The following is a 23677-nucleotide window of genomic DNA, read 5'->3' as shown; positions in this document are numbered from 1 at the left end:
ATTTCCGCCAGTGCGCGGGATCGCGCGACCGCATACTGGGTGTATGACGATCGAGGACAGCAGGTACGAGGCGGTGAGCAGCCGGGACGCGCGGTTTGATGGGGTGTTCTTCTTCGCGGTGTCCACGACGGGGATCTACTGTCGGCCGAGCTGTCCGGCGATCACGCCGAAGCGGAAGAATGTGTCGTTCTTTCCGACGGCGGCGGCGGCGCAGGGGGCGGGGTTCAGGGCGTGTCGGCGGTGCCGGCCGGACGCGGTGCCGGGGTCGGCGGACTGGAACGCGCGGGCGGATGTGGTGGGGCGGGCGATCCGGTTGATCGGGGACGGGATCGTCGACCGGGAGGGGGTGTCGGGGCTGGCCACGCGGCTGGGGTACAGCGCGCGGCAGGTGCAGCGGCAGCTCAACGCGGAGCTGGGCGCGGGCCCGATCGCGCTGGCCCGGGCGCAGCGGGGGCACACCGCCCGGGTGCTGCTGCAGACGACGTCGATGCAGGCCGCCGACATCGCCTTCGCGGCCGGTTTCGCGAGTGTGCGGCAGTTCAACGAGACGATCCGGGAGATCTACGCGGCCACCCCGACCGAGCTGCGGGCGGCCCGCCCCGGCCGGGACTCGCGCTTCGGCCCGGTCGGCGCCGCGGCCCCGGGCGCCGAGAACGGCGCGGCGGGCGTGCCGCTGCGGCTGGCCTACCGCGGTGCCTACGCCGCCGCGCAGGTCTTCGACTTCCTCGCGGCCCGCGCGCTGCCCGGCGTGGAGGAGGTGACCGGTGAGCCCGGTGCCCGCACCTACCGGCGGACGCTGCGGCTGCCGCACGGCGCGGGGATCGCCGAGGTCGGCGAGCGGCCGGGCGGCGCCGCGGGGCGGCCGGAGGCGGACGGCGGCTGGCTGGAGTGCCGGCTGCACCTGGGCGACCTGCGCGATCTGACCACGGCCACCCAGCGCGTGCGCCGGTTGTTCGACCTGGACGCCGATCCCTTCGCGGTGGCCGAACGGCTGGGCGCCGACGAGGAGTTGGCCCCGCTGGTGGCGGCCCGCCCCGGGCTGCGCGCGCCGGGCGCCGCCGACCCGGAGGAGCTGGCGGTACGGGCGGTGCTCGGCGAGGGGACATCCGCGGCACGGCGGTACGGCGAGGCGCTGCTGGCCGCGTTCGGTGAGCCACTGCCCGCGGCTCGCGGCTCGCTCACCCTGCTGTTCCCGCGCGCCGCCGACCTCACCGGCGCGGCCCTCGACGCGGTGGGCCTGCCCGCGGAGCGGTGCGAGACGCTGCGGACGCTCGCCGCCGCGCTCGGTGACCGCTCGGTCGTACTCGACCCGGGCGTCGACCGGGAGGAGGCGGAGCGGACACTGCTGGCACTGCCCGGCATCACCGCGCGGACCGCGGGCTACATCCGGATGCGGGCGCTCGGCGACCCCGACGTCCTGCTCGCGGACGGCCGTGACCCGGCGGGCGCGCAGCGGTGGCGGCCGTGGCGGTCGTACGCCACCCACCATCTGTGGAGCGTGGCGGCGGCCGTGCACTGAAGGCCGCCCTGCTGGGGCCCTCGGCCGCGGGCCGTCAGACCGACCCTGGCCCGTCGGAGCCGTCGGTCCCGTCGGCCGCGCGGTCCCGCACGGCGTCGCGGCGCCGCCGCTCCTCCTCGAAGAGCCGGATGAACCGCTGGGTGTGCTCGTCGGGTTCGCCGCCGTCGTCCGCGGTCGCGTCGTCTCCGAGCCCTTCGGCGCCCTGGACGTCCGGCCCGTCGTCGCCGGTGAACACGCCCCGCTCGCGCAGCTGTTGGTCCTGCACCATCACCGGGGGCGTCGGGTCGGCGTCGGAAGGGCGGGGTCCCTCCGGGCCGTCCGGGCCGATGCGCACCAGGCGTTCGACCCTGACGATACGGAAGTGCCGCCCCGCGACGTCCAGTTCGTCGAGGCGCTCGGCGTCGAGCCGGTCGGCGGCCCGCGCGTAGATCTCCCGCTCGCTCGGCCCGAGGTCCTTCTGCCAGGGCACCATCACCCGCAGCTGCATGGCCAGTCCGTCGCGCGCGGACTGCGGGGTGGTCGCCGTACCGCTGGAGTCGGGGCGCCAGCGGCCGCCCTCGCGCTCGGCGGTCATGAAGGTGGCGGGCAGCAGCACGCCCCCGGGGTGGGTATCGGCGGCGGTCCGCGCGTCCTGGTGGACGTCGGCCGGTACGGTGCCGCCCTTGCGCAGCGCGGCCAGCAGTTCGACCCTGAGGACGCCCTCGGAGACGCCGGTCGCGTGCACCGGGTCGATGACCAGGCCCGCCGCCGGGTCCAGCGCCTCACCGGCCCGGCCGGTCGCGCCCGGGTCGGGGTCGGTGTCACGGGGCGGCTCCGGGCCGTCGGGCCCCATCCGGATGAAGCGTTCGGCGCGCACCACCCGGTAGCGGCAGCCGCGTACCGTCATCTCGTCCAGGCGCTCCCAGTCCAGCCGGTCGCCGGCGGCCAGATACTCCGCCTCGGCGTCGGTGTCACCGGCCTTGGCCGCCTGCTGGGACAGCCGGCGGAAGTGCGAGCCGAGGCTGTCGCGGGCGTCCTGCGGGGCCAGACCGCTGAAGTACGGGTGCAGCTCCCAGCCGCCCTCGTCCCGCTCGACGGCCACGCCGAAGACCGGGCCACCGGCGAAGAGCGTGGACGGGTAGGTCTTTCTCGCCTTCCACGCCTCGATGTCGGCGAGCGCCGCGACCGGTGACTCCGGTGTGGTCATCCGGATCGTCCGGTAGGCAGGAACATCGTCGCCTCGCTCGTCCATGTAGACCAGCATGCCCATACACCGAGGCGGTACGCGACCGATCCGGCAAAGGTCCACACCTCAGAAGGAGTTGCGCAGGTCAACCCTTGGCCTGGGCTTCCGCCACCGCACCGGCCGCAGCTCCGGCCCCGGCCAGCATGTGGCCGATGCCCTCGGGGGACAGCAGGTGCTGCACGGCCAGCCGGCGGGCGCCCTCGATGCCCGCGCGGTGGCCGAGCAGGGTGGTCTCGATGGCGACGGTACGGGTGGCGAGCGGCAGCGCGCGGCGGTAGACGGCGCCGCGGATGTCGGCCAGCAGGTCGTCGTGGAGCCCCGCGATGCTGCCGCCCAGCACGATCGTGTCGGGGTTGTAGAAGCTGACGAGCGAGGCGAGGACGTCGCCGAGCCGCTGGGCGGCCAGCCGTACCTGGCGGCGGGCCAGCGGGTCGCCCGCCGCGACCAGCCGCACCACGTCGGAGGCGCGCTCCGCGGGCAGTCCCGCCTCGCGCAGGGTGGCGGCGATCGCGGCGCCGGAGGCGACGGCCTCCACGCAGCCGGTGTTGCCGCAGTGGCACAGCACGTCGTCGTGGCCCGGGACCCGGATGTGCCCGATGTCGCCGGCCGCGCCCGAGGCGCCGCGGTGCACCACGCCGCCGGAGACGATGCCGCAGCCGATTCCGGTGCCGACCTTCACGTACAGCAGGTGGGCGGTGGACGGCCGGTGGCCGTACTCGCCGAGCGCCATCATGTTCACGTCGTTGTCGACGAGCACGGGCGCCCGGTACCGGTCGGCGAAGAAGCCGGGCACCCGGTAGCCGTCCCAGCCGCGCATGATCGGCGGCCGGATGACGGTGCCGGTGCGTGCCTCGACCGGGCCGGGTACGCCGACGCTGATCGCGCGGACATGCTCCGCCGGGTGCCCCGCGTCGGCCAGCAGCTGTCCCAACTGCTCGTGGACGCCGGTCAGTACGGGCTCGGGGCCGTCGTTGATGTCGATGCCCTCGGTGGCCTCCGCCAGCACCTTGCCGCCGAGTTCGGCGACGGCGACCGTGCGGTGGGTGGCGCCGAGGTCGACGGCGCAGACGACCGCGGTGCGTGAGGCGAGCTGGAGGGTGAGCGGCGGGCGACCGCGCTCGGTGGCGACCGTGCCGGTCTCGACCAGCAGTCCCTGGGCGATGAGCAGGTCGACGCGCTGGGCGACGGCGGCGCGGGACAGTCCGGTGGCGGTGGCGAGCTGGCTGCGCCGGGTGGCGCCGCCCGCGACCAGCCCGGCCAGTTCGCTCAGCGCGGTCAACTGCCGTTCGCCTGCCGCTGTCACCCTGTGCCGCCCCTCGCTGTGTGCCCCTGTGCGCCGCCGCCCGAGCTGCTGCCCCGCCGCCGCGTGCCCGCGCTGATTTATGACAGAAGTTAGCGGAAATGTTGCCATTGTCAACCGAAAGAGTGGTGGCTAGCGTTCTGGTGAAGCGGAAATGGAGGCACTTGTGGGCCAGAGCGCATCACCTGCACAGCAGTCCCCGCCGTCCGCGCTGCGCACCGCGATCGTCGGCGCGGGCATGATCGGGCGGGTGCACCTGGACGCCGTGCGCAGGGCCGGCGCCCCGGTGGCCGGGATCAGCGCGTCGACCCCGGCACGGGCCAAGGAGGCCGCGGCGGCGCTCGGCGTCGACCGCGCCTTCGACTCCGCGGAGTCGCTGGTCACCAGCGACGACGTGGACGTGGTGCACCTGTGCACGCCCAACGACACCCACGCGCCGCTGGCCGCGCTGGCGTTGCGGGCGGGCAAGCACGTGGTGTGCGAGAAGCCGCTGGCCACCTCGTCCGCGGACGCGGACGCGCTGGCGTCGCTCGCCGCCGGGAGCGGTCTGGTGGCGGCGGTGCCGTTCGTCTACCGCTACCACCCGATGGCCGCCGAGGCGCGGGCCCGGGTGTCCGACGGCCGGGCCGGCGAGGTCAGGCTGGTGCACGGCCACTACCTCCAGGACTGGCTCTCGGAACCCGGCGACACCAACTGGCGGGTGGACCCGGCCGCCGGCGGCCCCTCCCGGGCGTTCGCCGACATCGGCTCGCACTGGTGCGACCTGGTGGAGTGGGTGACCGGCCACCGGATCACCGAACTGACCGCGGTGAGCCAGACGGTGGAGCGGGACGGCGGCACCCCGGCGACCGAGGACGTCGTCCAGGTGCTGTTCCGTACCGACCGGGCGGCCACCGGGTCCGTGACGGTCTCGCAGATCTCTCCCGGCCGCAAGAACCGGCTCTGGTTCGAGGTGGACGGCAGCCGCACCTCGCTCGCCTTCGACCAGGAGAACCCCGAGTCACTCTTCGTCGGCAGCCGCGGCGAGAACGCGGCGGTGCTGCGCGACCCCGCCACCCTCTCCCCCGAAGCCGCCCGGCTGTCGGTGGTGCCCGGCGGGCACCCCATGGGCTATCTCGACTGCTTCGCCGCCTTCGTCCGCGACGTGCACAGCGCGATCCGGGGCACGGCGGCCGCGCCGTGCCCCACCTTCGACGACGCCGCCCGCATGGTGCGCCTCACCGAGGCCGTACTGGCCTCCGCGGCGGACCGGTCCTGGAAAGAGGTCTCCTGACAATGAAGCTGGGCTTCCTGACCGCCTGCCTTCCGCAGCTCCCGCTGGACGAGATCGCCGCCTGGGCGGCCGCGCACGACTACGAGGCACTGGAGGTCGCCACCTGGCCGTCCACCGGTTCCCGGGAGTTCGAGGCCAGCCACATCGACGTGGCCGACTTCGGCGAGCGGCGGGCCGACGAGGTGCGCGCCCTGTTCGACAAGCACGGCCTGACCCTGTCGTCGCTGGCGTACTACGAGAACAACCTGCACCCCGACGAGAGCCGCAGGTCCGAGATCGCCGCCCACGTACGGGCCAACGTGGACGCGGCGGCGCTGCTCGGCGTGCCGTACGTCGGCACCTTCGTCGGCCGCCACCCCGGTCTGACGGTCAAGGAGAACATCGCGCTCGCCGAGCGCGAACTGCCCTCCCTGGTGGAGTACGCGGGCGAGCGCGGGGTGCGGATCATCATCGAGAACTGCGTGATGGAGGGGTGGCACCCCGACGGCTACCCCGGCAACCTCGCCTACTCCCCCGAGTTGTGGGAGTGGATGTTCGGCCTCGGCCTCTATCTCAACTACGACCCCTCGCACCTGCTCTGGCTCGGCATCGACCCGGTCGAGGCGCTCAGGCCGTACATCGACCGCATCCCGCACGCCCAGGCCAAGGACGCGCAGCTCGACCCGCGGGCCCGCGACAGCTACGGGTTCTTCGGCCGCTCGGTGGCCCGCACCGACGGCTGGGACAGCGGCTGGTGGCGCTACCGGGTGCCGGGACTCGGCGACGTCGACTGGCGCCGGATCGTCGACACGCTCTACGAGGGCGGCTTCACCGGAGTGCTCTCCGTCGAGCACGAGGACCCCGTGTGGAGCGGGGACGTGCGGCGGGTCACCCAGGGCCTGGAGATCGCCCACCGCACGCTGCGCCCGCTGATCGTGGGCTGACGCACCCTCACCCGCCGTTCCACCGCCCGTACTTCCAGGAGGACCGCCCGCGATGGCCACACCCCTGAGCATCCAGCTCTACACCCTCCGGGACCAGCTCGCCGCCGACCGCGACGGCACACTGGCCCGCCTCGCCGAGATCGGCTACACCGCCGTCGAGGCGTACGACCCGACCGCCGACCCGGCCGGTTTCCGCAAGCGCGCCGACGACCTGGGGCTGAGCGTGTCCAGCACGCACGCCTACGCGCTGTTCGACAAGGAGGCCGCGGAGGTCTTCGACGCGGTCGCCGCGATCGGCACGGATCTGGCGATCATCCCGGGCGGTATCGCGCACGAGGAGTTCACCACCGCCGACGGACTTCGCCGTACCGCCGACCTGCTCAACGGCTTCGCGGAGAAGGCCGCCGAGCGCGGCGTGCGGATCGGCTACCACAACCACTGGTGGGAGATCGAGCCGCGCTTCGAGGGGCGCACCGCGCTGGAGGAGCTGGCGGACCTGCTGGCGCCCGAGGTGTTCCTGGAGGTCGACACCTACTGGGCCGCGGTCGGCGGCGCCGACGTACCCGCGCTGCTGCGCTCGCTCGGCGGACGGGTGCTGGCCCTGCACGTCAAGGACGGCCCCGGTGTGAAGGACGCGCCGCACACCGCGGTCGGCAAGGGCGCCATCGACGTGCCGTCCATCCTGGCCGCCGCGCCGGACGCCCAGCGGATCGTGGAACTCGACACCTGCGCGGGCGACATCTTCGAGGCCGTCGCCGACAGCCGTGCCTATCTCACCGCGTTGGAGGACGGTTCATGAGCAGTGGTCCTGTCGGCGTCGCGCTGGTCGGCGCGGGCGTCATCAGCACCCAGTACCTGACGGCCCTGACCGGCTTCCCCGACATCCGCGTACTGGCCGTCGCCGACCTCGACGTGGCGCGGGCGCGGGCGGCGGCCGAGACCTACGGCGTGCCCGCGTGGGGCGATGTCGCCTCGGTGCTGGCCATCCCCGAGGTGGAGATCGTCGTCAATCTGACGATCCCGGCCGCGCACGCCGAGATAGCCGGCGCGGCGCTGGCGGCGGGCAAGCACGTCTACGGTGAGAAGCCGCTGGCGCTCGCGCCGGAGGACGGCGCGAAGATCCTGGCCGACGCGCGGGCCAGGGGCCTGCGGGTGGGCAGCGCGCCGGACACCTTCCTCGGGGCGGGGCTGCAGTCCGCGCAGCGCGCACTGCGGGCGGGGGTGATCGGCGAGCCGGTGAGCGCGACCGCCGTCACCCAAGGGCCGGGTCCCGAACGCTGGCACCCCAGCCCGGAGTTCCTCTACCAGTACGGTGCCGGGCCGCTGTTCGACATCGGCCCGTACTATCTGACGGCCCTGGTGGCGCTGTTCGGCCCGGTGACGCGGGTGGCGGCCACCGCCCGGCAGGCGCGCGCCACCCGGGTGATCGGCTCCGGCCCCCAGCAGGGCACCTCCTTCGCCGTCGAGGTCCCCACCCATGTCCACGCCCTGCTGGACTTCGCCGCGGGCCCGAGCACCTCGGCGACCTTCAGCTTCGACTCCGCGGTGCCGCGCCGCATGATCGAGATCACCGGCACCGAGGGGACGCTGTCGCTTCCGGACCCCAACACCTTCGAAGGACCGCTCCTGGTCCAGGCGTTCGGTGAGGACGACTGGCGCGAGCTCCCGGTCACCGGCTCCACCGCCGGCCGCGGCATGGGCGTCCTCGACATGGCCCGCGCCCTCCGCGACGGCTCCGACCACCGCGCCTCGGGCGAACTGGCCCAGCACGTACTGGAGTTGATGGCGACCGTGACGGAGTCCGCCGACGCGCACACCGTCCGCACCCTCGAAACCGGCGCCCCGGCAGTACCACCACTGCCCGAGGCATGGGACCCGGCGGCGTCGACCCTGGCCTGACCCAGGACCGACCCCCGGCCCCTGGCCGGCCCACCCGTGGGGGGATGGGCCGGCCAGGGATTTTGCTATGCGGCCGGGAGTTGGTAGTCCGGGAAGTTGCCCGGGAGGCGTTCCTCCGCGGGGCCCTGGGTGACGGCGTGGACGAGGAGTTCGCCGCCGACGAAGGCGCCGCGCCAGGAGGCGCCGAGGCCGCCGAAGAGTTCTTCGCGGTCGCCGCGGGAGCGGGGGCCGCCGCGGCCGACCTTGAAGGCGCGGACCTGGGCGGCCAAGCGCTCGGTGGTCTGCCGGTCGTCGCAGGAGAGGGCGGCGACGAGGGCGCCGTTGCTGGCGTTCATCGCGGCGAGGAGTTCGGCCTCGGTGTCGACGAGGACGATGGTGTCGACCGGGCCGAAGGGCTCGGTGTGGTGCAGCGGGGAGGACGGCGGCGGGTTGAGGAGGGTGACGGGGGCGAGGTAGGCGGAGGTGTCCTGGCCGGGGAGGAAGAGGCCGGGGTCGAGAGCGCCATGGTGCAGCGGCACCGCGCCGCGGTCGACGGCCTCGGCGACCAGGTCGGCGAGTTCCTTGGCCTTGGATGCGTTGATCAGCGGGCCGAAGTCGAGGGTCGGCAGCGGGTCGTCGGGGGCGGCGACGGCCAACGGGTGGCCGGTGCGTACCGACTTCACCGCCGGGAGGTAGGCGGCCAGGAAGTCCGCGAAGCGGGACCGCTGGACGACGAACCGCGGGTAGGCGGTGCAGCGCTGCTTGGCGTAGTCGAAGAGCTTGGGGATCTGCGCGCCGAAGGCGTCCCAGTCGCTGTACTCCCACAGGCCCCAGCAGTTGAGGCCCTCCTGCTCGAGGATGTGCCGCTTGCCGACGTCGGCGACGGCGGTGGCGATCCGGCCGCCGGTGTCGCGGCCGCCGACGAAGGAGACACAGCCGATCTCCGGCGAGCGGACCAGCGCCTCGGACAGTTCGCCGCCGCTGCCGCTGACGAGGGTGACCGGGATGCCCTCGCGCCGGGCCAGCGCCGCAGCCAGCGTCAGGCAGGAAAGTCCGCCGTCGGTGGGGGTCTTGGCGATCACCGCGTTCCCGGCGAGCGCCTGGACGAGCATGGCGTGCACCAGCACGCTCATCGGGTAGTTCCAGCTCGCGATGTTGGAGACCGGGCCGTCCAGCGGCGAACGCCCGTCCAGCATCGGCTCGATGCCCTCCACGTACCAGCGGACGCCGTCGATCGCCCGGTCCACGTCGGCGCGGGCCAGCCGCCACGGCTTGCCGATCTCCCAGACCAGCAGCAGGGCGAGCAGGTCGCGGTGTTCGGTGAGGGCGTCCAGGGTGGCCGACACCCTGGCCGCGCGCTCGGGTACCGGCACATGGCGCCAGCGCCGGTGCTCGTCGAGCGCGGCGCCGACCGCGCGGCGCGCGGTGGCCGAGTCCAGCCGGGGCGGTCCGGCGATCGGGCTGCCGTCGACCGGCGAGGTGGCGGGCAGCGCCCGGCCGTCGGCCTGCCACCGGCCGGCCCAGAGGTTGAGCACACGGTCGTCGCGGAACGCCTCGGGCGCGGTCCGCAGCGCGCGCTGCCACGCGTCGCTCCAGGCCGTTCCGGGCTTGAGGGTGAGGGTCATCTGTACTCCGCTCTCATCGGGGGGCGGATCTCGCGCGGCGCACCACCGCGCGTGTGGACGAAGCCGCGCACCACGTCGCTGTGGGGCGGCTCCTTGCTCTGCCGGATCCGCGCCGGACAGCCGTGCGGGTCGGCGTCGGGGTCCGTGACCACCGCGCGGTCCTCGTGGTGCACCAGCACGATCTCGGTGGTTGCGCCGCGCAGTTGGCCGAGCCGGAGCGGGCGAAGCGTGTCGTCGGTGACACACCCGCCCGCGTCGCGGATGACATGGGCGTCGCCGGGCCGGAGGCCGGACATCGTCCCGGCCGCCGGCCCGGCGTCCGTACAGGCGACGATAGCGACCCCGGTCCTGGGGAATTCGGCGTTCGGGTCAAGTGGCGTCAGGGTGGCGCCGAGCCGGTGCCTGCGGTTCAGAAGGTGTTCGGTACCCGTACCCATGGCGGTGGACGGCATGCTCCGATCGGGCGTGTCAGCGGTCACCCCGGCCGCGCGCCGGCCGCGGGAAAGCGGGTGGGGTACGTCCGTGCCCGCGGGGTGCGACCGTGCCCCGGCACCTTCGCGACCGGTACCGGCGCAGGCCGTCAGTCGCGGTCGGCGCGGTCCGCGCGTTCGTGGTACGACGCCCGGGTGTGCTCGGTGTGCGCGCGCATGATCGTGGTGGCGGCGGCCTCGTCGCGGGCCGCGATGGCGTCGATCAGCTCACGGTGCTCGATCCAGGACTGGATGCCGCGGGTACGGGCGACGGGCGTGTAGTACCAGCGGACCCGCCGGTCCACCTGCGCGGCCAGCTCCGCCAGCACCGCGTTGCCCGCGAGGGCCATGACCTCCGCGTGGAAGGCCGCGTTGGCGGCGACGACGGCGTCCACCTCGTCGGCGGCGACCGCCTTCTCCCCCACGACACACAGTTCCTTGAGCCGCTTGAGGCCCTCGGCGGGCCCGTTGGCCGCGGCGAGCCTGGCGGCCTCGGTCTCCAGCAGGGCGCGGACCACCAGGAGCTGGTCGGCCTCGTCCTCGGTGGGCTCGTGCACGAACGCGCCCTGCGCGGGGCGCAGATCGACCCAGCCCTCGGTGTTCAGCCGTTGCAGCGCCTCGCGCACCGGCTGCCGGGAGACCCCGAGATGACCCGCCAGCTCGGTCTCGACGAGGTGCTGGCCGGGGCGCAGGGTGCGGGAGCTGATGAGTTCGAGCAGGGCTTCGTACACCCGTTCACGCAGGGGTCCCGGGCGCTCCAGTTTCGGCACAGCGCCGTACGGCAGTCCCGTGGACAGCATCTGCGTCCCCCTTCTGCGTGGTCAGGTGTGGCGCATTGGTTTTCGTCTACAGTCTACTGAGTACACCTATTCGGCACAGGCACGCCACAGGGGGGCGCCACAACGCCGTCGACAAGCTCGTCGGCCGCGCCCTGCGGGAGGGGCGGCTCAACCTGACCCCCCGTACCCGCGGCACGAGTGAGGGGCCGGCCGACGGGATGCGCCCCCTGGGCCGGCCGGCCCCCCACGCTTCTTTGCCGAGCCTTCGCCTCCGGCCGCTCAGACCCGATATCGACGGTCGATCGTGCTCGACCCCTCGTTCCTCGGGGACTCCGCGCGTTCTCCCTTTCGATACCGGCGCGGCCTTTGGCTCAGTCTCTACACGTCTTCCCGGCGTGCCCCATGGGCTCGGGTCTTACGGGTAGTTCGTCCAGGTCTCGTGGTTGTGGCTGGCGGTGACCTGGGCGCCGGTGGTGTCGATGATGTGGTTGATGGTGCCCGCGCCGCCGAGGACGGTGGTGACCATGTCGTGGAACTTGACGCCCGCGGTGGTGGGGACCTCGATGGCGTGGCCGAGGACGAGTTCCGGGTGGTCGCGGAGGTAGGCGTAGACGCCGACGCCCCATGCCTCGTGGGTGGTCACGGAGTTGGCGACCTTGTAGGAGGCGTAGCCGGGGTCGCCGCCGCTGGTGGTCCAGCTGCCCTGGTCGGGCACGTCGTACGGGGTCTCGCTCTGGTAGAAGTACGTGCGGCCGCCGTTGCCGTTCCAGGTGGTCTGGTACTTCTCGTAGTGCTCGACGGCCAGCCCGTACATGGTGACGTCACCGCCGTTGACGATCAGGCCCTGCGCGGCCGGGTTGGTGTTCCAGCCGACGCCGTTGGAGTGGTCGCCGCGCCACAGCCACAGGTCGTCGCCGATGACGTTGGCGCTGTTGACGACGAGGGTCGTGGTGGCCTTGCCCGCGATGTCGCCGCCGACGCGGAAGAACACGTCCTGCAGCACGGTCGGGTCCGCGGCGTGGGACGTGGTGGACCCGGCCGGGCCGATCTGCATCAGGGTCGCGGAGTTGGTGGTGTTGGCGCTGATCAGCAGGCCCGCGATGTCGATGCCGTCGACGTCGGCGGTGGTGACCGCGGTGACGCCGTTGTCCGGCACCAGGGTGGCGAGGCCCAGGCCGAGCACGACGGTGTCGGGCCGGGTGATGTTCAGGGGCGCGGACAGGTGGTAGACGCCCGGGGTGACGATCAGGTTCTTGCCCGCGGAGAGCGCCGCGTTCATCGTGGCCGCGGTGTCACCGGGCTTGGCGATGTAGAACTGGTCGATCGGGATCGAGGTCCCGGCGGGCGTGCCGTTGGTCCAGTCGGGACCCTGGGCGTTGGTGCGCAGCGCGGGGTTGAACACCTGCCAGTTGCCCGAGCCGTCGACGTACAGGAACGGCTTCTCCTTGGAGGTCGGGCTCTGCGCGACCGTGGTGTAGGGCGGGTTGGGGAAGTTGTTGCCGGGTGCGCCGGTGTCACCGACGAAGACCATGTTCCAGTTGGAGCCGGACCAGCCGCCCATCGCGGTGTTCTTGGTGAGGTACTGCTGCTGGGTGCCGGAGCTGATCGTGCCGGAGATCCGGGAGTTGCCGACGTAGCCGCCGCTGGACCAGTTGGACGAGGTGCCGTGGGTGTTGTCGTAGAGCAGCATGCCGCCGTGCACGTCCATCCGGCGGAACGGGTCGGCCTGGGAGGCGGCCCACATGGTGCTGCCGGAGCTGGGGCTGACCGACATGTTCTCGACGTCGCGCCAGAAGATCTGGGTGGCGTTGCCGTCGTTGGTGTGCCCGGCCACATGGACGCCGCCGCCGGTGATCGACACCGCGTCCGGTGACAGGCCGAGCCCGGAGACCTGGGTGTAGTAGCCGACCGGGATGTCGACGTTGTACGAGCCGGGGGCGAACAGCAGGGCGTTGCGCTGGGTGCCGAACTCGTTGTTGACCTGGGCGTTGTAGACCGAGTTGATCTTCGACTGGATCGACGAGGCCGACATGGACGGGTCGAACACCGTCACGTTGGGGCCGAAGTCGGGGGTGTTGCCCGGCGGTTGGGTGGGGGGCGTGGTGGTGCCGCCGCTGCCGCTGACGTTGAACGACTGCGCCGCGGTGCCGTTGCAGGTGTACTGCTGGAGCTGGACGCTGTCGGCGGTGGAGGCGCCGGGCACGTCGAGGCACTTGCCGCTGTTGCGGTTGACGAAGTGGAAGGAGCCGCCGGACTCGGCGACCGGCAGCCACTGCTGGTTGGCGCCGCCGCCGTACAGCCAGAGCTGGGTGAGGGCGCCGTCGGCGGTGGAGACACCGGTCTCGTCCCAGACCTGGTTGGGCGCGCCGGAGACGCCGACCCGGTAGTAGCCGCTGTCGGTGGCGGTGAACTGCCACTGCTGGGCCGAGCTGCCGTTGCAGGTGTACTGCTGCACGGCCGTGCCGTTGGCGGTCGCGGCGGCTCGGGCGTCGACGCACTTGCCGCTGCCCACGTCGGTGACCGTGGCCGGGGCGCTGGGTATGGTCGCCGCGCCCGCGTCCCGGGCGGAGACCAGCGCGATGCAGGCGGTCACCGGCAGCAGGAGCGCCGTCGCCAGGACGGCTGTTCGTCTGCGGCGGCTCATCGAGCGAAGGAGCGTGCCGGGCACGCTGGGGACCTGGGTCACACCTGTCTCCTCAGTCGCGTTGTGGGGTCGCGATGCGCTGTGGACGCTAGGGGTCACCTGTCGGCGAGTCAATACACATCAAAAAATAAGTCGTGAACTATCGTCCAAAAAAAGGGGCCCGGCCGTGACGGCCGGGCCCTTTCAACGGAGTTGGGCGCCTGGTCAGGCGTCCAGGGTGTTGCTCGCGAGGAGTCCGATGAGCACCACGCCGACCACGATCCGGTAGACCACGAACGAGTTGAACGAGTGCTTGGCGACGAACTTCAGCAGCCAGGCGATGGAGGCGTACGCGACCACGAAGGACACCACCGTGCCCACGATGAGCGCGGAGGCGCCCACACCGCCGCTGGTGGCGTCCTTGAGCTCGTACAGACCGGCGCCGGTCAGGGCGGGCAGGCCGAGGAAGAACGACAGCCGGGTGGCGGCCACCCGGTCGAGGTCGCGGATGAGCGCGGTGGAGATCGTGGCGCCCGAGCGGGAGAAGCCGGGGAAGAGCAGCGCGAGGATCTGCGAGGTGCCGACCACCATGGCGTCCTGGAGGGTGACCTGGTCCTCGCCGCGCTTGAATCGCGCCATCTGCTCGGCGGCCCACATGACGATGCTGCCGCCGATCAGGGAGAAGGCGACCACCCACAGCGAGCCGAGCGGGCCGTCGATCAGCGGCTTGGCGGCCAGCCCGACCACGACGATCGGGATGGTCGCGTAGATCACCCACCAGGTGAACTTGTAGTCGTGGTCGTCACGCTCCTCGCGATGGGCCAGCCCGCGCAGCCAGGCGGTCACGAACCGCTTGATGTCCTTGAAGAAGTACACGAACACGGCGGCGATCGCGCCGGTCTGGATCACCGCGGTGAAGCCGACGACGGCGTCGTCGTCCACCGGGATGTTCATCAGCCCCTCGGCCATCTTCAGATGCCCCGTGGAGGAGACCGGCAGGAACTCGGTCACTCCTTCCACGACGCCGAGAATGACAGCCTGGCCGACGCCGATGACGCTCATGGGTTCCCGTCCCCTGGTCTGTGCGGTGGTGTGCGCGGTGGCGGCGCCGGTGGGGCCGGGCCCGCCCGAAGGCGTGCCCGGCCCTACCGACTACATTCGCGTAGACGCCCGCTCAGACTGTAGAGGACCGTTCGGCCGATCGATAATCCAGGGGCGGCTAGGCGATCGCGAAGTCGTCGCCGTAGACGCTCCCCTGCCCGTACCAGCCGTGCAGGTACACCGTAACGGTGCCGTTGGCCCCCGTGGTGAAGGGGATCGTCAGCTTGGTCCAGCCGGTGCCGTTGGCCCAGGTCTCGGCGGAGGCTCCGCCGCTGACACCGACGTAGGAGTACGGGCCCTGCACCCAGGCGGTGAGGGTGTAGGAGTGGTTGGCCTGCAGCGCGACCGTCTGGCCGCACTGGCCGGTCTGCGAGGAGGTCGGCGCCGCGTGCAGCGCGTGGCTGCCGGAGTGCGCCGGGGTGGCGACCACGCCGCCGCCCGCCTGGCAGGTCCACGGGGACAGGCTGCCGGTCTCCAGGCCGCCGTTCACCACGCTGCCCGAGCCGCCGCCGGAGCCGGTGACGGTGAGCGTGTAGGTCGCGGTGTGGCTGCCGGAGGCCGCCGTGCCCTTGACGCTCAGCGTGTACGTGCCGGGCGCCGCGGCGGAGGTGGTGGAGACCGACAGGGTGGCGCTGCCGCCCGCGGTGACCGAGCCGGGGCTGACGGAGGCGGTGACGCCCGCGGGCGCGCCGCTCACCGACAGGCTGACGGACTGCGCGGAGCCGCCCGTGACGGCGGTCTGCACGCTCGCGGTGGTGGAGCCGCCGGGCGCGACCGAGCCGGAGCCCGGGGAGAGCGAGACCGAGAAGTCGTTGACGGGGGGAGGCGTGGTGCCGCCGTTGAAGGGCTCGAAGGTGTGGCTGAACTGCCAGGTGCTCTGGGTGGTGCCGGAGCAGTTGTCCTGGCCGCCGGTGCCGGGGCAGTTGCCGTTGTCGCGCTGCAGCGCCCAGAAGGACAGCGTGTTGATGCCCTTGCTGACCGCCCAGTTGTAGACGGTGGTGGCGTTGGCGGTGGTGAAGGTCTCGGCCGCCCCGAAGTCGTCGATGCCGGGCATCTCGGTGACGCCGATGGAGTCCCACAGCTGCGCGTCGCTGCGCGACGGGTACAGGGCGGCGAGCTGGTCGTGCAGGCCCTGGGCGGCCGTCTCGGTGTCGGTCGCCATGTTGTGCGTGGCGTTGTCGTAGTAGTCGAACGTCATGATGTTGACGACGTTGATGTTCACGCCGTTGGAGACCGCGTTCTGCAGTACGGCCAGCCCGCTGCCGGAGCCGACGGAGCCGCCCTCCAGACCGTGCGTGGTGGTGGGCAGGGTGTACGAGAACTGGATCGGCCGCCCGTTGGCCGCCGCCCAGTCCTGGACCATCTTGACGGCCTTGTTGCGCCGGTCGATGCCCGCGGAGTTGGTCAGCGAGTTGTCCTCGATGTCGAGGTCGATCCGGCTGATGTCGTAGGTGGTGATGACCTTCTCGTAGGCCGCCGCGATGGTGCTGACGTTGGTGCAGCTGTCGGCCAGCTCGGAGCCGCTGTTGTCGGCCGCGTAACCGCCGAAGGACGGGATGACGTCGCCGCCGCCCGCCTTGATGGTGCTGATGTCGGAGCCGAAGCTGGAGGAGGCGATCGGCAGCCCGGTGTCGCCGTTCCAGTACGGGGTGCACGAGCCGGCCGACGGCGTCTGGATGAACGCCATCGTCAGGTACTTGTTGCCCGAGGCGGACGCCAGCCCGGAGAGGCTGTCGCCGTTGTACGCCTCGAAGTAGGGGGCGGCGATGTGGGTGGGCAGCGCGGTGGCGGCGTGCGCGCTGCCGGCGCCGCCGGTCAACGCGATTCCCGCGGATGCGGCCGCGGTGACGACTCCTGCGAGCAGCGCGCGAACTGGTCTGCGAACGGGTCCGATCATGGACCGCGCTCCCTTCACGGTGGGGGGCCTGCCTGGTCTGGACCAATAATGTTGGTCTGGACCACCTAACTGTCAAGGGTCCTAACAAATAATGGAGTTGGGCCCTCGCACAGCGGGGGCGGCGACCGGATCCCCGGCCACCGCCCCCACCGCCCCACACCTGCGGGTCAGCGCATCAGTACATCAGCGCTTCAGTACATCAGCGCGTCAGCGCCGCCAGCTCGCCACGGCCAGGGCCGGGACGAAGCGCGCGGCGTCCAGCGTGCCGACGCCGGTCGCCATGTCGTAGCCCTTCACCGCGGTGTAGCCGGTGACACCGTCGTACGAGTTGTTCGTACCGTCGGCGACGTCCACGATCCCGGTGAACTTGCTGTTGCCCTTGGCCAGCGCGTACAGCGCCTGGTGGATGTCGCCCACCCGGTGGCCGGCGAGCTGGTCGGCGAGCGCGACGATGCCCGAGAAGAGCGGGCTGGCCTCGCTGGTGCCGCCGTAGACGTCCCAGCCGACCGCCGTCGGGTCGTAGCTGCTGTACACCCACGCGCCACCGTTGACGGCCGCGGCCATCGAGATGTCGGGGGTGCCGCGGCGGTCGCCGACCGCCGACTTCACGCCGTTCTGGTACGACGGCCGGGCGAAGACGTGCGACTGGCCGCCGCCGCCCGCGCCGTAGTCGTTGTACACGCTGTCCGGCGCGGTCCTGTTGCCCGCGTCGTCCAGGTGCAGCTGGGTGCCGCCGATCGAGGTGACCAGCGGGTCGGCCGACGGCCAGGAGTTCACCTGGTACGGGTAGTCGGTGGCACCGTCCGCCATGGAGTCGGTGGCACCCCCGTCGCCGGAGGAGGCGAGCACGGTCACCCCGTGCCTGGCCGCGTCCTTGAAGGCGTACCGCAGCTTCTGGATGCTGGAGAAGTCGCCCTTGTCGAAGCCCGGGAAGGTGTTCTCCGTGGCCCCGAAGCTCTGGGTGATGACATCGCCCACGCCGTGGTCGATCATCGCCTTCTCGGCGTCCATCATCTCCGGCAGGCCGGTGACGCCCTCGGTCTCGGCGACACCCGTCTCGACCAGCACGATGTGCGCGTCGGGCGCCACGGCGTGCGCCATCTCGACGTCCAGGGTGGTCTCGCCCGCCCAGCCGGTGTGGTCCGGGTTGGTCGGGTCGAACGGCGGGACGTCGCCCCACTTGACGACCGACACGTGCGAGCTCGGGATGCCGAACTGCGCGCTGTAGACGTCCAGGTCGTGCTGGATCGTCGGCGAGCCGAACGAGTCCACGATCACGATGGTGCGCCCCTTGCCGGTCACCCCGGCGCGGTACAGCGGCTTCAGGTCGTATGCCTGACGGTACTGCAGCGGGGTGTAGCAGTTGATGCCCCACTTGGCCTGGCACTGCTCGGTGCTGAGCGGGCTGCTGACCCCCTTCACCAGCTGGTGGCCCACGACCGCGGGTACGGCCTTCACGGCCGGTGCGGCGTGCGCGGGGGCCGCGGTGGCCGCTCCGCCCAGCGGGGCGGCTATGAGGGCGGCGGCAGTGAGGGCGGTGGCCCCCGCGGCCGCGACCGCGGCGCTGGGCCGCGGACTGACTCTGCGCATGACTCTCCTTGTGTGGAGTACGACCGCACGAGACGGCTGTCGCGATCACATCCACAGATCATGCGCAGGACAAGAGACTTCACTGTTTGCTGCCGACCGCTTTACTCAGCTTGCGTTTTCTTTGCCGTTCCATCAACGGCACTTGGTGGACGGCGGGCGGTCATGACCGATTCAGGACACGATGTCCTTGGTCCGGAAGCCGCGGAAGGCGAGCGCGGTGAACACGATGGCGTACGACACCGAGACCGAGGTGCCCTGCAGCATGCCGGACCACTCCATGGTCGGCTGGAGCGCGTCGGCCCAGGAGAACTGCCAGTGCGCGGGCAGCACGTCGCGCCAGGAGCCGAGCGCCGTCACCGCGTCCAGCACATTGCCCACGATGGTCAGCCCGACCGCGCCGCCGACCGCGCCCAGCGGGGCGTCGGTGAGCGTGGACAGCCAGAAGGCCAGCGCGGCGGTGACGAGTTGGCTGACGAAGATGTAGGCCACGGCGATGGCGATCCGCGGCAGCGCGTCCCCCGAGGCCAGCGCCCCGCCGGTCGGCAGCTCCAGGTCGCCCCAGCCGTACGCCACCGTCCCCGAGACCAGCGCGACCGCGGGCAGCAGCGCGATGGCGACCGCGCTGAAGCCGAGCGCCACGGCGAGCTTCACCGAGAGCAGCCGGGTGCGCGGCACGGGCGCGGCGAGCAGATAGCGCAGCGAGGACCAGCCCGCCTCCGAGGCGACGGTGTCGCCGCAGAACAGCGCGACCGGCACCACCAGCACGAAGCCCGCCGAGACGAACAGGCAGGTGGCGGCGAAGTTGGCGCCCGAGGCGGTGGCGGTGTCGATCAGCGTGGGCCCGTTGCGGCCCTCGCCGCTGGGGGTGCCGCCGATCGCGAAGGCGGCGATCAGGATGAACGGCAGCGCGGCCAGCAGACCGGCCACGATCATGGTGCGGCGCCTGCGCAGTTGGCGCCTGGCCTCGACCCGCAGCCGCAGCGTGCGGCCGGGCCGGTAGCCGTGCGCGGTGGCACGGCCCCCGGGCGCCCCGGGGGACGCGGGAGCCGGCGCGGGGGCGGGTGCGGCGCTCACGCGGAGCCTCCGATCAGGGTGAGGAAGGCGTCCTCCAGGCGGCGGTGCGGCCCGACCTGGGCCACCGGCACGTCCAGCCGGACGAGTTCGGCCACGAACTGCGACGCCGTCATCCCGTCGAGTACGGCCAGCAGCCCGTCCTCCTCGCGTACGGCGGTGGCGACGCCCGGCAGCGCGGCGATCTTCTCCACCACGCTCTGCGGCACCTCGCCCTCGACGCCGACCAGGACGGTGTCGGCGGAACCGACGATGTCGGCGACCGGCCCCGCGGTGACCAGCCGGCCGCGGTCCATGACCACCAGGTGCGTACAGGTCTGTTCGACCTCGGCCAGCAGATGGCTGGAGACGATCACGGTCCGCCCGTCGGCGGCGTACCGGATCAGCACCTCGCGCATCTCGCGGATCTGCGGCGGGTCCAGGCCGTTGGTCGGCTCGTCGAGGATGAGCAGGTCGGGCAGGCCGAGCATGGCCTGCGCGATGGCCAGCCGCTGCCGCATGCCCTGCGAGTAGGTGCGCACCGCGCGTTCCAGCGCGTCGCCGAGACCCGCGATCTCCAGCGCCTCCTCCAGGTGCGCGTCCTCGGCGGGACGGCCGGTCGCCTGCCAGTACAGGTCGAGGTTGGCGCGGCCCGTCAGATGCGGCAGGAATCCGGCGCCCTCGACGAACGCGCCGAGCCGTGACAGCACCGGGGCGCCCGGCCGCACCGCCTCGCCGAACACCCGGATCTCGCCGGAGTCCGGCCGGATCAGGCCCATCAGCATCCGCAGCGTCGTGGTCTTGCCCGCGCCGTTGGGCCCCAGCAGCCCGAGCACCTGGCCGGGTTCGACGGTGAACGACAGATCGCGTACGGCGTACCGGTCGGCCGACTTGGCGTAGCGCTTGCTCAGCCCGGTGATCCGCAGCGGGATCGCGGCGAGCGCCGGGTCGGCGGGGCGCGGCCGCACCCGGCGGCGCCCGGTGAGCAGCAGTGCCGCGGCGACGGCCAGCGCCAGCGGCGGCAGCGCCCAGGCCCACCACGGCAGCGCGGCGGCGTCCGCGGTCAGGTCGGGGTCGGTCGGCAGGGTCAGCCGGGGTTCGGCCAGTGACACCGTCAGCGAGGCGGCCGCCGCCGGGGAGGCGTAGCCGAGGTCGGTGGTGGACAGCACCAGGCGCATCCGGTGACCGGCCACGAAGTCGTGGTCGACGGCGGGCAGCGCCAGGTGCACGGTGGTGCCCTGCGGCGATCCGGCGACACGGACGGGGCTGGCGAGTTGGGCGGGCAGGGTCTCCTTGCCGCCGGGCGCCACGTCGTACAGCTTCGCGAAGAGCACCGCGTCCGGGGCGTCGGTGGCGATCCGTACGTCCACGGTGGGGGTGCCGGTGAGATGGGTGCCGGTGCGCAGCCGCGGCGAGTCGAACCGGGCGGACTGGCCGGGGAAGTCCAGCGACAGGCTCGCGCCGAGCGACGCGAGCTGGGTGAGCCCGCCCGCGCCGGGGAGCCCGGAGATCGACGGCGGGGAGCCGCCCGCCGGGTTGGTGATCCGCTGGCGGGCACCGGACAGGTTGACGGCGTGGGCGGCCGCGCCCTCGAGACCCGGATAGCGCGGGCCGCTGGCGCCGCGCAGGACGACGCTGCCGTCGGTGGAGTTGAGGCCGCCGGTGCGCGTGACGCGGAAGGCCGGTCCCGTGCCCTTCGAGGTCTCGCCCTTGAGGTAGTGGTCGAACCAGGTGGTGACGCGCTTGTCGACCCGGGAGTCCTCGGTGTCGCCGCCGTCGTGGCCGCCCGCGATCCAGTCGACGGCCACCGGGGCGCCGTTGGCCTTGATCGCCTTGGCCATCGCGTCGGACTGGGCGAGGGTGAACAACGAGTCGGTCTGGCCCTGCACGATCAGCGCCGGGACCTTGATCCGGGACGCCACCGCGGACGGGCTGAGCGCCGCCAGTTGGGCGCGCGCGGCGGCGTCCGGCTTCCCCGCCTCGGCGACCCGCTGGTAGAGCGCGCAGATGGACGGCTCGAAGCGGCCGCAGAGCGGATCGCTCGCGGTGGTCCCGCCGGGGGCCGCCTGGGCGGGGGCCGGCTGCCCCGCGCCGCCGGTGGTGCCGCCCGTCGTGCCGCCGCCCGTGCCGTTGTCCGTCGAGCCCGGGGTGGACGTGTCGCCGCCGAGGGAGAGCCCGCCGGACGTCGAGCCGCTGGTGAAGAAGATCCCGGCCCAGAGCTTCTTGTAGACGTCGTCGGGGAACAGCGCGTCGCTGAGGTTCCAGTACGTCATCCGGGGCGCGATGGCGTCGACGCGGTGGTCGTAGCCCGCCGCGAGCAGCGAGACGGCGCCGCCGTACGAGACTCCGGTGACGCCCACGCGCGGGTCGCCGGGTGCGTCGAGCCGCACCTCGGGGCGGGTGGCGAGCCAGTCGACCAGCTTGCTGACGTCGGCGACCTCGCCGCTCGGCGCGTTGAGGCCGATCCGGCCGGTGGAGTGGCCGAAGCCGCGCGCGGACCAGGTCAGTACCGCGTAGCCGTGCCTGGCCAGCGCCTCGGCCTGGCCGCGGACGTCGTCCTTGCTGCCGCCGAAGCCGTGCCCGAGCAGCACCGCGGGCCTGCGGCCCTTGCCGCCCGCGGTGAAGTACGAGGTGTCCAGCCGTACTCCGCCGGCGCCGTCGAGCATCGCGTCACTGCGGTGCACCGATCCGCCGCCGCCCGCGGCCGCCGCCGTACCGGCGACGGCGCCGCCCGCCACCAGCACCGCGAGTGCCCCCGCTGCGGCGAACCACCGCTTTCGCCGCGGCCATCGAAGATCCATCCCTCGATCCTAGGCGGGGGCCGCTCGCGCCCGGCGCAGCAGCGGGCCTTTCTCCGGCTTTTCACAGACTGCCGCCCCTTCACGCCTCTTGACTTCTGCGATGGCGCATGCCATCCATGCGGAGCCTTCGTGCCCGACCGGGCGCGGGCAGGAGGGGCCGCATGATGCTCACGCTCGGCGAGATCTCCGACCGGCTGGAGATCCAGGATCTGCTGACCGCTTACAGCCATGCCGTCGACACCGGTCAATGGGGCCTGCTGGACGCGGTGTTCACCGACGGCGCCGTCATCGACTACACCGCGACCGGCGGCCCGAAGGGCACCCTTCCGGAGATCAAGGAGTTCCTCGGCTCGGTGATGCCGGGATTTCCCGCGTATCAGCATCTGCTCGGAAACTGCGCGGTCACCCTCGACGGCGACCGCGCCACCGCACGCACGATGTGCCTCAACCCGCTGGTGCTGCCGGGCGGTTCCGACGCGGGCGAGGGCGGCGTGCTCTTCTGCGGCATCTGGTACGCGGACGAATTGGCGCGTGTCGACGGACGGTGGCTGATCGCCGTCCGTCGACAGGAGAAGTCCTTCATGTACCGGGCGCCGGGCGCGGCCGGGTAGCGGTGCGGCGCCGCATTCGCCGGGGGGCGGGGGCGGGTCGGGAAATTCACCGGCGAAATCCGGGAACTGCTCGCGCGGGGCCGCGGGGGCGTGTGGTCGCGCGGGGTCGCGTGGCGGTGAATGTCGGTGGCGGGCGGTAGCGTGCGGTGACGGCCGCGGAGACCTGCGGTGACGGCTGCCGTCGGTGGCGCCGTCGGCGCCGTGACCGTCGGAGAGGAAGGCCGGTCGCATGGCGAGAGCGCTGACGCCCGCGCAGCGGCGGGCCGTCGCCGGGTCCGATCCGGCGACGGGGCGCCTGGCGGCGCGGGCCGACGTCTGTGCCGCGCTGGCGGCGGCCGGGCTGGCGGTGCGGCACGGCCGCGGCGGGCACCACAGCTATTACCTGACGGCCGAGGGGATGCGGCTGCGCGCCGAGTGGGCGGCGGTGTCGGCGCCCGCCGCGGCGCCGGAACCGCCCGCGCCGGGTGGCGGGTTCACCGCCGACGACGGTACGGGGACGGCTCCGCCCGGCGGCCCGCGGCGGGCGGCGGAGGTCGCCGCGGCCTGGGAGGGGCTGCTGCAGATCCGCGCGGTGCTGCTCGACGGCGCGACCGGCGTACCGGCGCCGTGGGAGCGCGAACGCCCGGTCCACGCCGTGGCGCTGGCCCTGGAGGCGGCGGGCTGCCCGCCCGCCACCACCTCCACCGGTGGCTACACGGTCACCGTCTCCGCCCAGGACGACGGCATGGCCGAGGTCTCCTGGCGCGGCGCCCCCACGCCCGCCGACGCCGCGGACGCCCTCACCCGCTGCGCCCAGCTCCTCGCCGCCCGCGGCTGGCAGTCCACCCACCACCGCACCCGCCACTCCACCCCCTACCTCCTCACCACCCCCCGCCGCACCACCGCCTGAGGCGCGCTGCGCCAGCGGAAGAGGTCAAGCCCCGTAGGGGCGCGGGGAACTGCGCGACCAGCCCATGACCGGGCTGCAGGTCACCACCGGCCCCAATGGGGCAGACGCGTTGTCTCCCGACCA

18 protein-coding genes are annotated in these 23677 nt (G+C 72.8%); 7 read left to right on the top strand and 11 right to left on the bottom strand.

The window, feature by feature from the left end:
- Positions 1–43: 43 nt before the first annotated feature.
- Entirely contained in the window at positions 44–1519 is a 1476-nt protein-coding gene (locus AB0M29_RS29815; protein WP_365388183.1) for an AlkA N-terminal domain-containing protein, read from the top strand.
- Between the two features lie 34 nt (positions 1520–1553).
- Here AB0M29_RS29815 and AB0M29_RS29810 read toward each other — a convergent pair whose 3' ends face one another.
- The gene (locus tag AB0M29_RS29810; protein WP_365388181.1) at positions 1554–2750 is read right to left on the bottom strand and encodes a DUF5954 family protein; all 1197 of its coding nucleotides are present in this window, start codon (positions 2748–2750) and stop codon (positions 1554–1556) included.
- A 79-nt stretch (positions 2751–2829) separates the two neighbouring features.
- Entirely contained in the window at positions 2830–4047 is a 1218-nt protein-coding gene (locus AB0M29_RS29805) for an ROK family protein (protein WP_365388179.1), read from the bottom strand.
- 151 nt (positions 4048–4198) lie between these two features.
- Here AB0M29_RS29805 and AB0M29_RS29800 point away from each other — a divergent pair, with 151 nt between their 5' ends.
- Genes AB0M29_RS29800 through AB0M29_RS29785 form a run of 4 tightly spaced genes read left to right on the top strand, consistent with a single transcriptional unit; the run spans position 4199 to position 8139 of the window.
- Positions 4199–5317: a Gfo/Idh/MocA family oxidoreductase gene (locus AB0M29_RS29800; RefSeq protein ID WP_365388177.1), complete on the top strand. Its 1119-nt coding sequence runs from the start codon at positions 4199–4201 to the stop codon at positions 5315–5317.
- A gap of 2 nt (positions 5318–5319) precedes the next feature.
- The gene (locus tag AB0M29_RS29795) at positions 5320–6240 is read left to right on the top strand and encodes a sugar phosphate isomerase/epimerase (RefSeq protein ID WP_365388176.1); all 921 of its coding nucleotides are present in this window, start codon (positions 5320–5322) and stop codon (positions 6238–6240) included.
- 52 nt (positions 6241–6292) lie between these two features.
- Complete coding sequence (locus tag AB0M29_RS29790; protein ID WP_365388173.1) at positions 6293–7039, top strand: sugar phosphate isomerase/epimerase; 747 nt, start codon at positions 6293–6295, stop codon at positions 7037–7039.
- Positions 7036–8139, top strand: a complete 1104-nt coding sequence (locus AB0M29_RS29785) for a Gfo/Idh/MocA family oxidoreductase (protein ID WP_365388171.1) — start codon at positions 7036–7038, stop codon at positions 8137–8139. Before AB0M29_RS29790 ends, AB0M29_RS29785 begins: the two co-directional genes overlap by 4 nt.
- A 65-nt stretch (positions 8140–8204) precedes the next feature.
- Here AB0M29_RS29785 and AB0M29_RS29780 read toward each other — a convergent pair whose 3' ends face one another.
- The 9 genes from AB0M29_RS29780 to AB0M29_RS29740 form a co-directional block, all read right to left on the bottom strand.
- A complete protein-coding gene (locus AB0M29_RS29780) occupies positions 8205–9743 on the bottom strand; it encodes an aldehyde dehydrogenase family protein (RefSeq protein ID WP_365388169.1) in 1539 nt (512 codons plus the stop codon).
- Positions 9740–10195 (bottom strand): hypothetical protein, encoded by a 456-nt coding sequence (locus AB0M29_RS29775; RefSeq protein ID WP_365388167.1) that lies wholly within the window; start codon positions 10193–10195, stop codon positions 9740–9742. Before AB0M29_RS29775 ends, AB0M29_RS29780 begins: the two co-directional genes overlap by 4 nt.
- A gap of 128 nt (positions 10196–10323) precedes the next feature.
- Entirely contained in the window at positions 10324–11013 is a 690-nt protein-coding gene (locus tag AB0M29_RS29770; RefSeq protein WP_365388164.1) for a GntR family transcriptional regulator, read from the bottom strand.
- Positions 11014–11407: 394 nt separating this feature from the next.
- Positions 11408–13636, bottom strand: a complete 2229-nt coding sequence (locus AB0M29_RS29765; protein ID WP_365388285.1) for an RICIN domain-containing protein — start codon at positions 13634–13636, stop codon at positions 11408–11410.
- A gap of 204 nt (positions 13637–13840) precedes the next feature.
- Positions 13841–14677: an undecaprenyl-diphosphate phosphatase gene (locus tag AB0M29_RS29760; protein WP_365388162.1), complete on the bottom strand. Its 837-nt coding sequence runs from the start codon at positions 14675–14677 to the stop codon at positions 13841–13843.
- A gap of 157 nt (positions 14678–14834) precedes the next feature.
- Complete coding sequence (locus AB0M29_RS29755; RefSeq protein ID WP_365388160.1) at positions 14835–16613, bottom strand: glycosyl hydrolase family 18 protein; 1779 nt, start codon at positions 16611–16613, stop codon at positions 14835–14837.
- A gap of 207 nt (positions 16614–16820) precedes the next feature.
- Positions 16821–18203 carry a S53 family peptidase gene (locus tag AB0M29_RS29750; RefSeq protein WP_365388158.1) on the bottom strand — a complete coding sequence of 461 codons (1383 nt, stop codon included), beginning with the start codon at positions 18201–18203 and terminating at the stop codon, positions 16821–16823.
- A 171-nt stretch (positions 18204–18374) separates the two neighbouring features.
- Positions 18375–19184 (bottom strand): ABC transporter permease, encoded by an 810-nt coding sequence (locus AB0M29_RS29745; RefSeq protein WP_365388283.1) that lies wholly within the window; start codon positions 19182–19184, stop codon positions 18375–18377.
- Between the two features lie 89 nt (positions 19185–19273).
- Positions 19274–22054: an alpha/beta fold hydrolase gene (locus AB0M29_RS29740; protein ID WP_365388156.1), complete on the bottom strand. Its 2781-nt coding sequence runs from the start codon at positions 22052–22054 to the stop codon at positions 19274–19276.
- Positions 22055–22215: 161 nt separating this feature from the next.
- On the opposite strand from AB0M29_RS29740, the gene AB0M29_RS29735 reads away from it, so the two are divergent.
- Positions 22216–22665, top strand: a complete 450-nt coding sequence (locus tag AB0M29_RS29735) for a nuclear transport factor 2 family protein (protein ID WP_365388154.1) — start codon at positions 22216–22218, stop codon at positions 22663–22665.
- Between the two features lie 229 nt (positions 22666–22894).
- A complete protein-coding gene (locus AB0M29_RS29730) occupies positions 22895–23554 on the top strand; it encodes a hypothetical protein (RefSeq protein ID WP_365388151.1) in 660 nt (219 codons plus the stop codon).
- Positions 23555–23677 lie beyond the last annotated feature (123 nt).

The organism is Streptomyces sp. NPDC051976, assembly GCF_040680795.1.
Taxonomy (GTDB): domain Bacteria; phylum Actinomycetota; class Actinomycetes; order Streptomycetales; family Streptomycetaceae; genus Actinacidiphila.
This window is presented reverse-complemented; position numbering and strand designations above follow the sequence as displayed.

Coding starts and splice junctions, on each gene's coding strand:
- AB0M29_RS29780 (WP_365388169.1), bottom strand. CDS start 9,743: ATGACCCTCACCCTCAAGCCCGGAACGGCCTGGAGCGACGCGTGGCAG.
- AB0M29_RS29795 (WP_365388176.1), top strand. CDS start 5,320: ATGAAGCTGGGCTTCCTGACCGCCTGCCTTCCGCAGCTCCCGCTGGAC.
- AB0M29_RS29750 (WP_365388158.1), bottom strand. CDS start 18,203: ATGCGCAGAGTCAGTCCGCGGCCCAGCGCCGCGGTCGCGGCCGCGGGG.
- AB0M29_RS29765 (WP_365388285.1), bottom strand. CDS start 13,636: ATGAGCCGCCGCAGACGAACAGCCGTCCTGGCGACGGCGCTCCTGCTG.
- AB0M29_RS29755 (WP_365388160.1), bottom strand. CDS start 16,613: ATGATCGGACCCGTTCGCAGACCAGTTCGCGCGCTGCTCGCAGGAGTC.
- AB0M29_RS29785 (WP_365388171.1), top strand. CDS start 7,036: ATGAGCAGTGGTCCTGTCGGCGTCGCGCTGGTCGGCGCGGGCGTCATC.
- AB0M29_RS29760 (WP_365388162.1), bottom strand. CDS start 14,677: ATGAGCGTCATCGGCGTCGGCCAGGCTGTCATTCTCGGCGTCGTGGAA.
- AB0M29_RS29730 (WP_365388151.1), top strand. CDS start 22,895: ATGGCGAGAGCGCTGACGCCCGCGCAGCGGCGGGCCGTCGCCGGGTCC.
- AB0M29_RS29775 (WP_365388167.1), bottom strand. CDS start 10,195: ATGCCGTCCACCGCCATGGGTACGGGTACCGAACACCTTCTGAACCGC.
- AB0M29_RS29815 (WP_365388183.1), top strand. CDS start 44: ATGACGATCGAGGACAGCAGGTACGAGGCGGTGAGCAGCCGGGACGCG.
- AB0M29_RS29810 (WP_365388181.1), bottom strand. CDS start 2,750: ATGGACGAGCGAGGCGACGATGTTCCTGCCTACCGGACGATCCGGATG.
- AB0M29_RS29740 (WP_365388156.1), bottom strand. CDS start 22,054: ATGGATCTTCGATGGCCGCGGCGAAAGCGGTGGTTCGCCGCAGCGGGG.
- AB0M29_RS29800 (WP_365388177.1), top strand. CDS start 4,199: ATGGAGGCACTTGTGGGCCAGAGCGCATCACCTGCACAGCAGTCCCCG.
- AB0M29_RS29735 (WP_365388154.1), top strand. CDS start 22,216: ATGATGCTCACGCTCGGCGAGATCTCCGACCGGCTGGAGATCCAGGAT.
- AB0M29_RS29790 (WP_365388173.1), top strand. CDS start 6,293: ATGGCCACACCCCTGAGCATCCAGCTCTACACCCTCCGGGACCAGCTC.
- AB0M29_RS29770 (WP_365388164.1), bottom strand. CDS start 11,013: ATGCTGTCCACGGGACTGCCGTACGGCGCTGTGCCGAAACTGGAGCGC.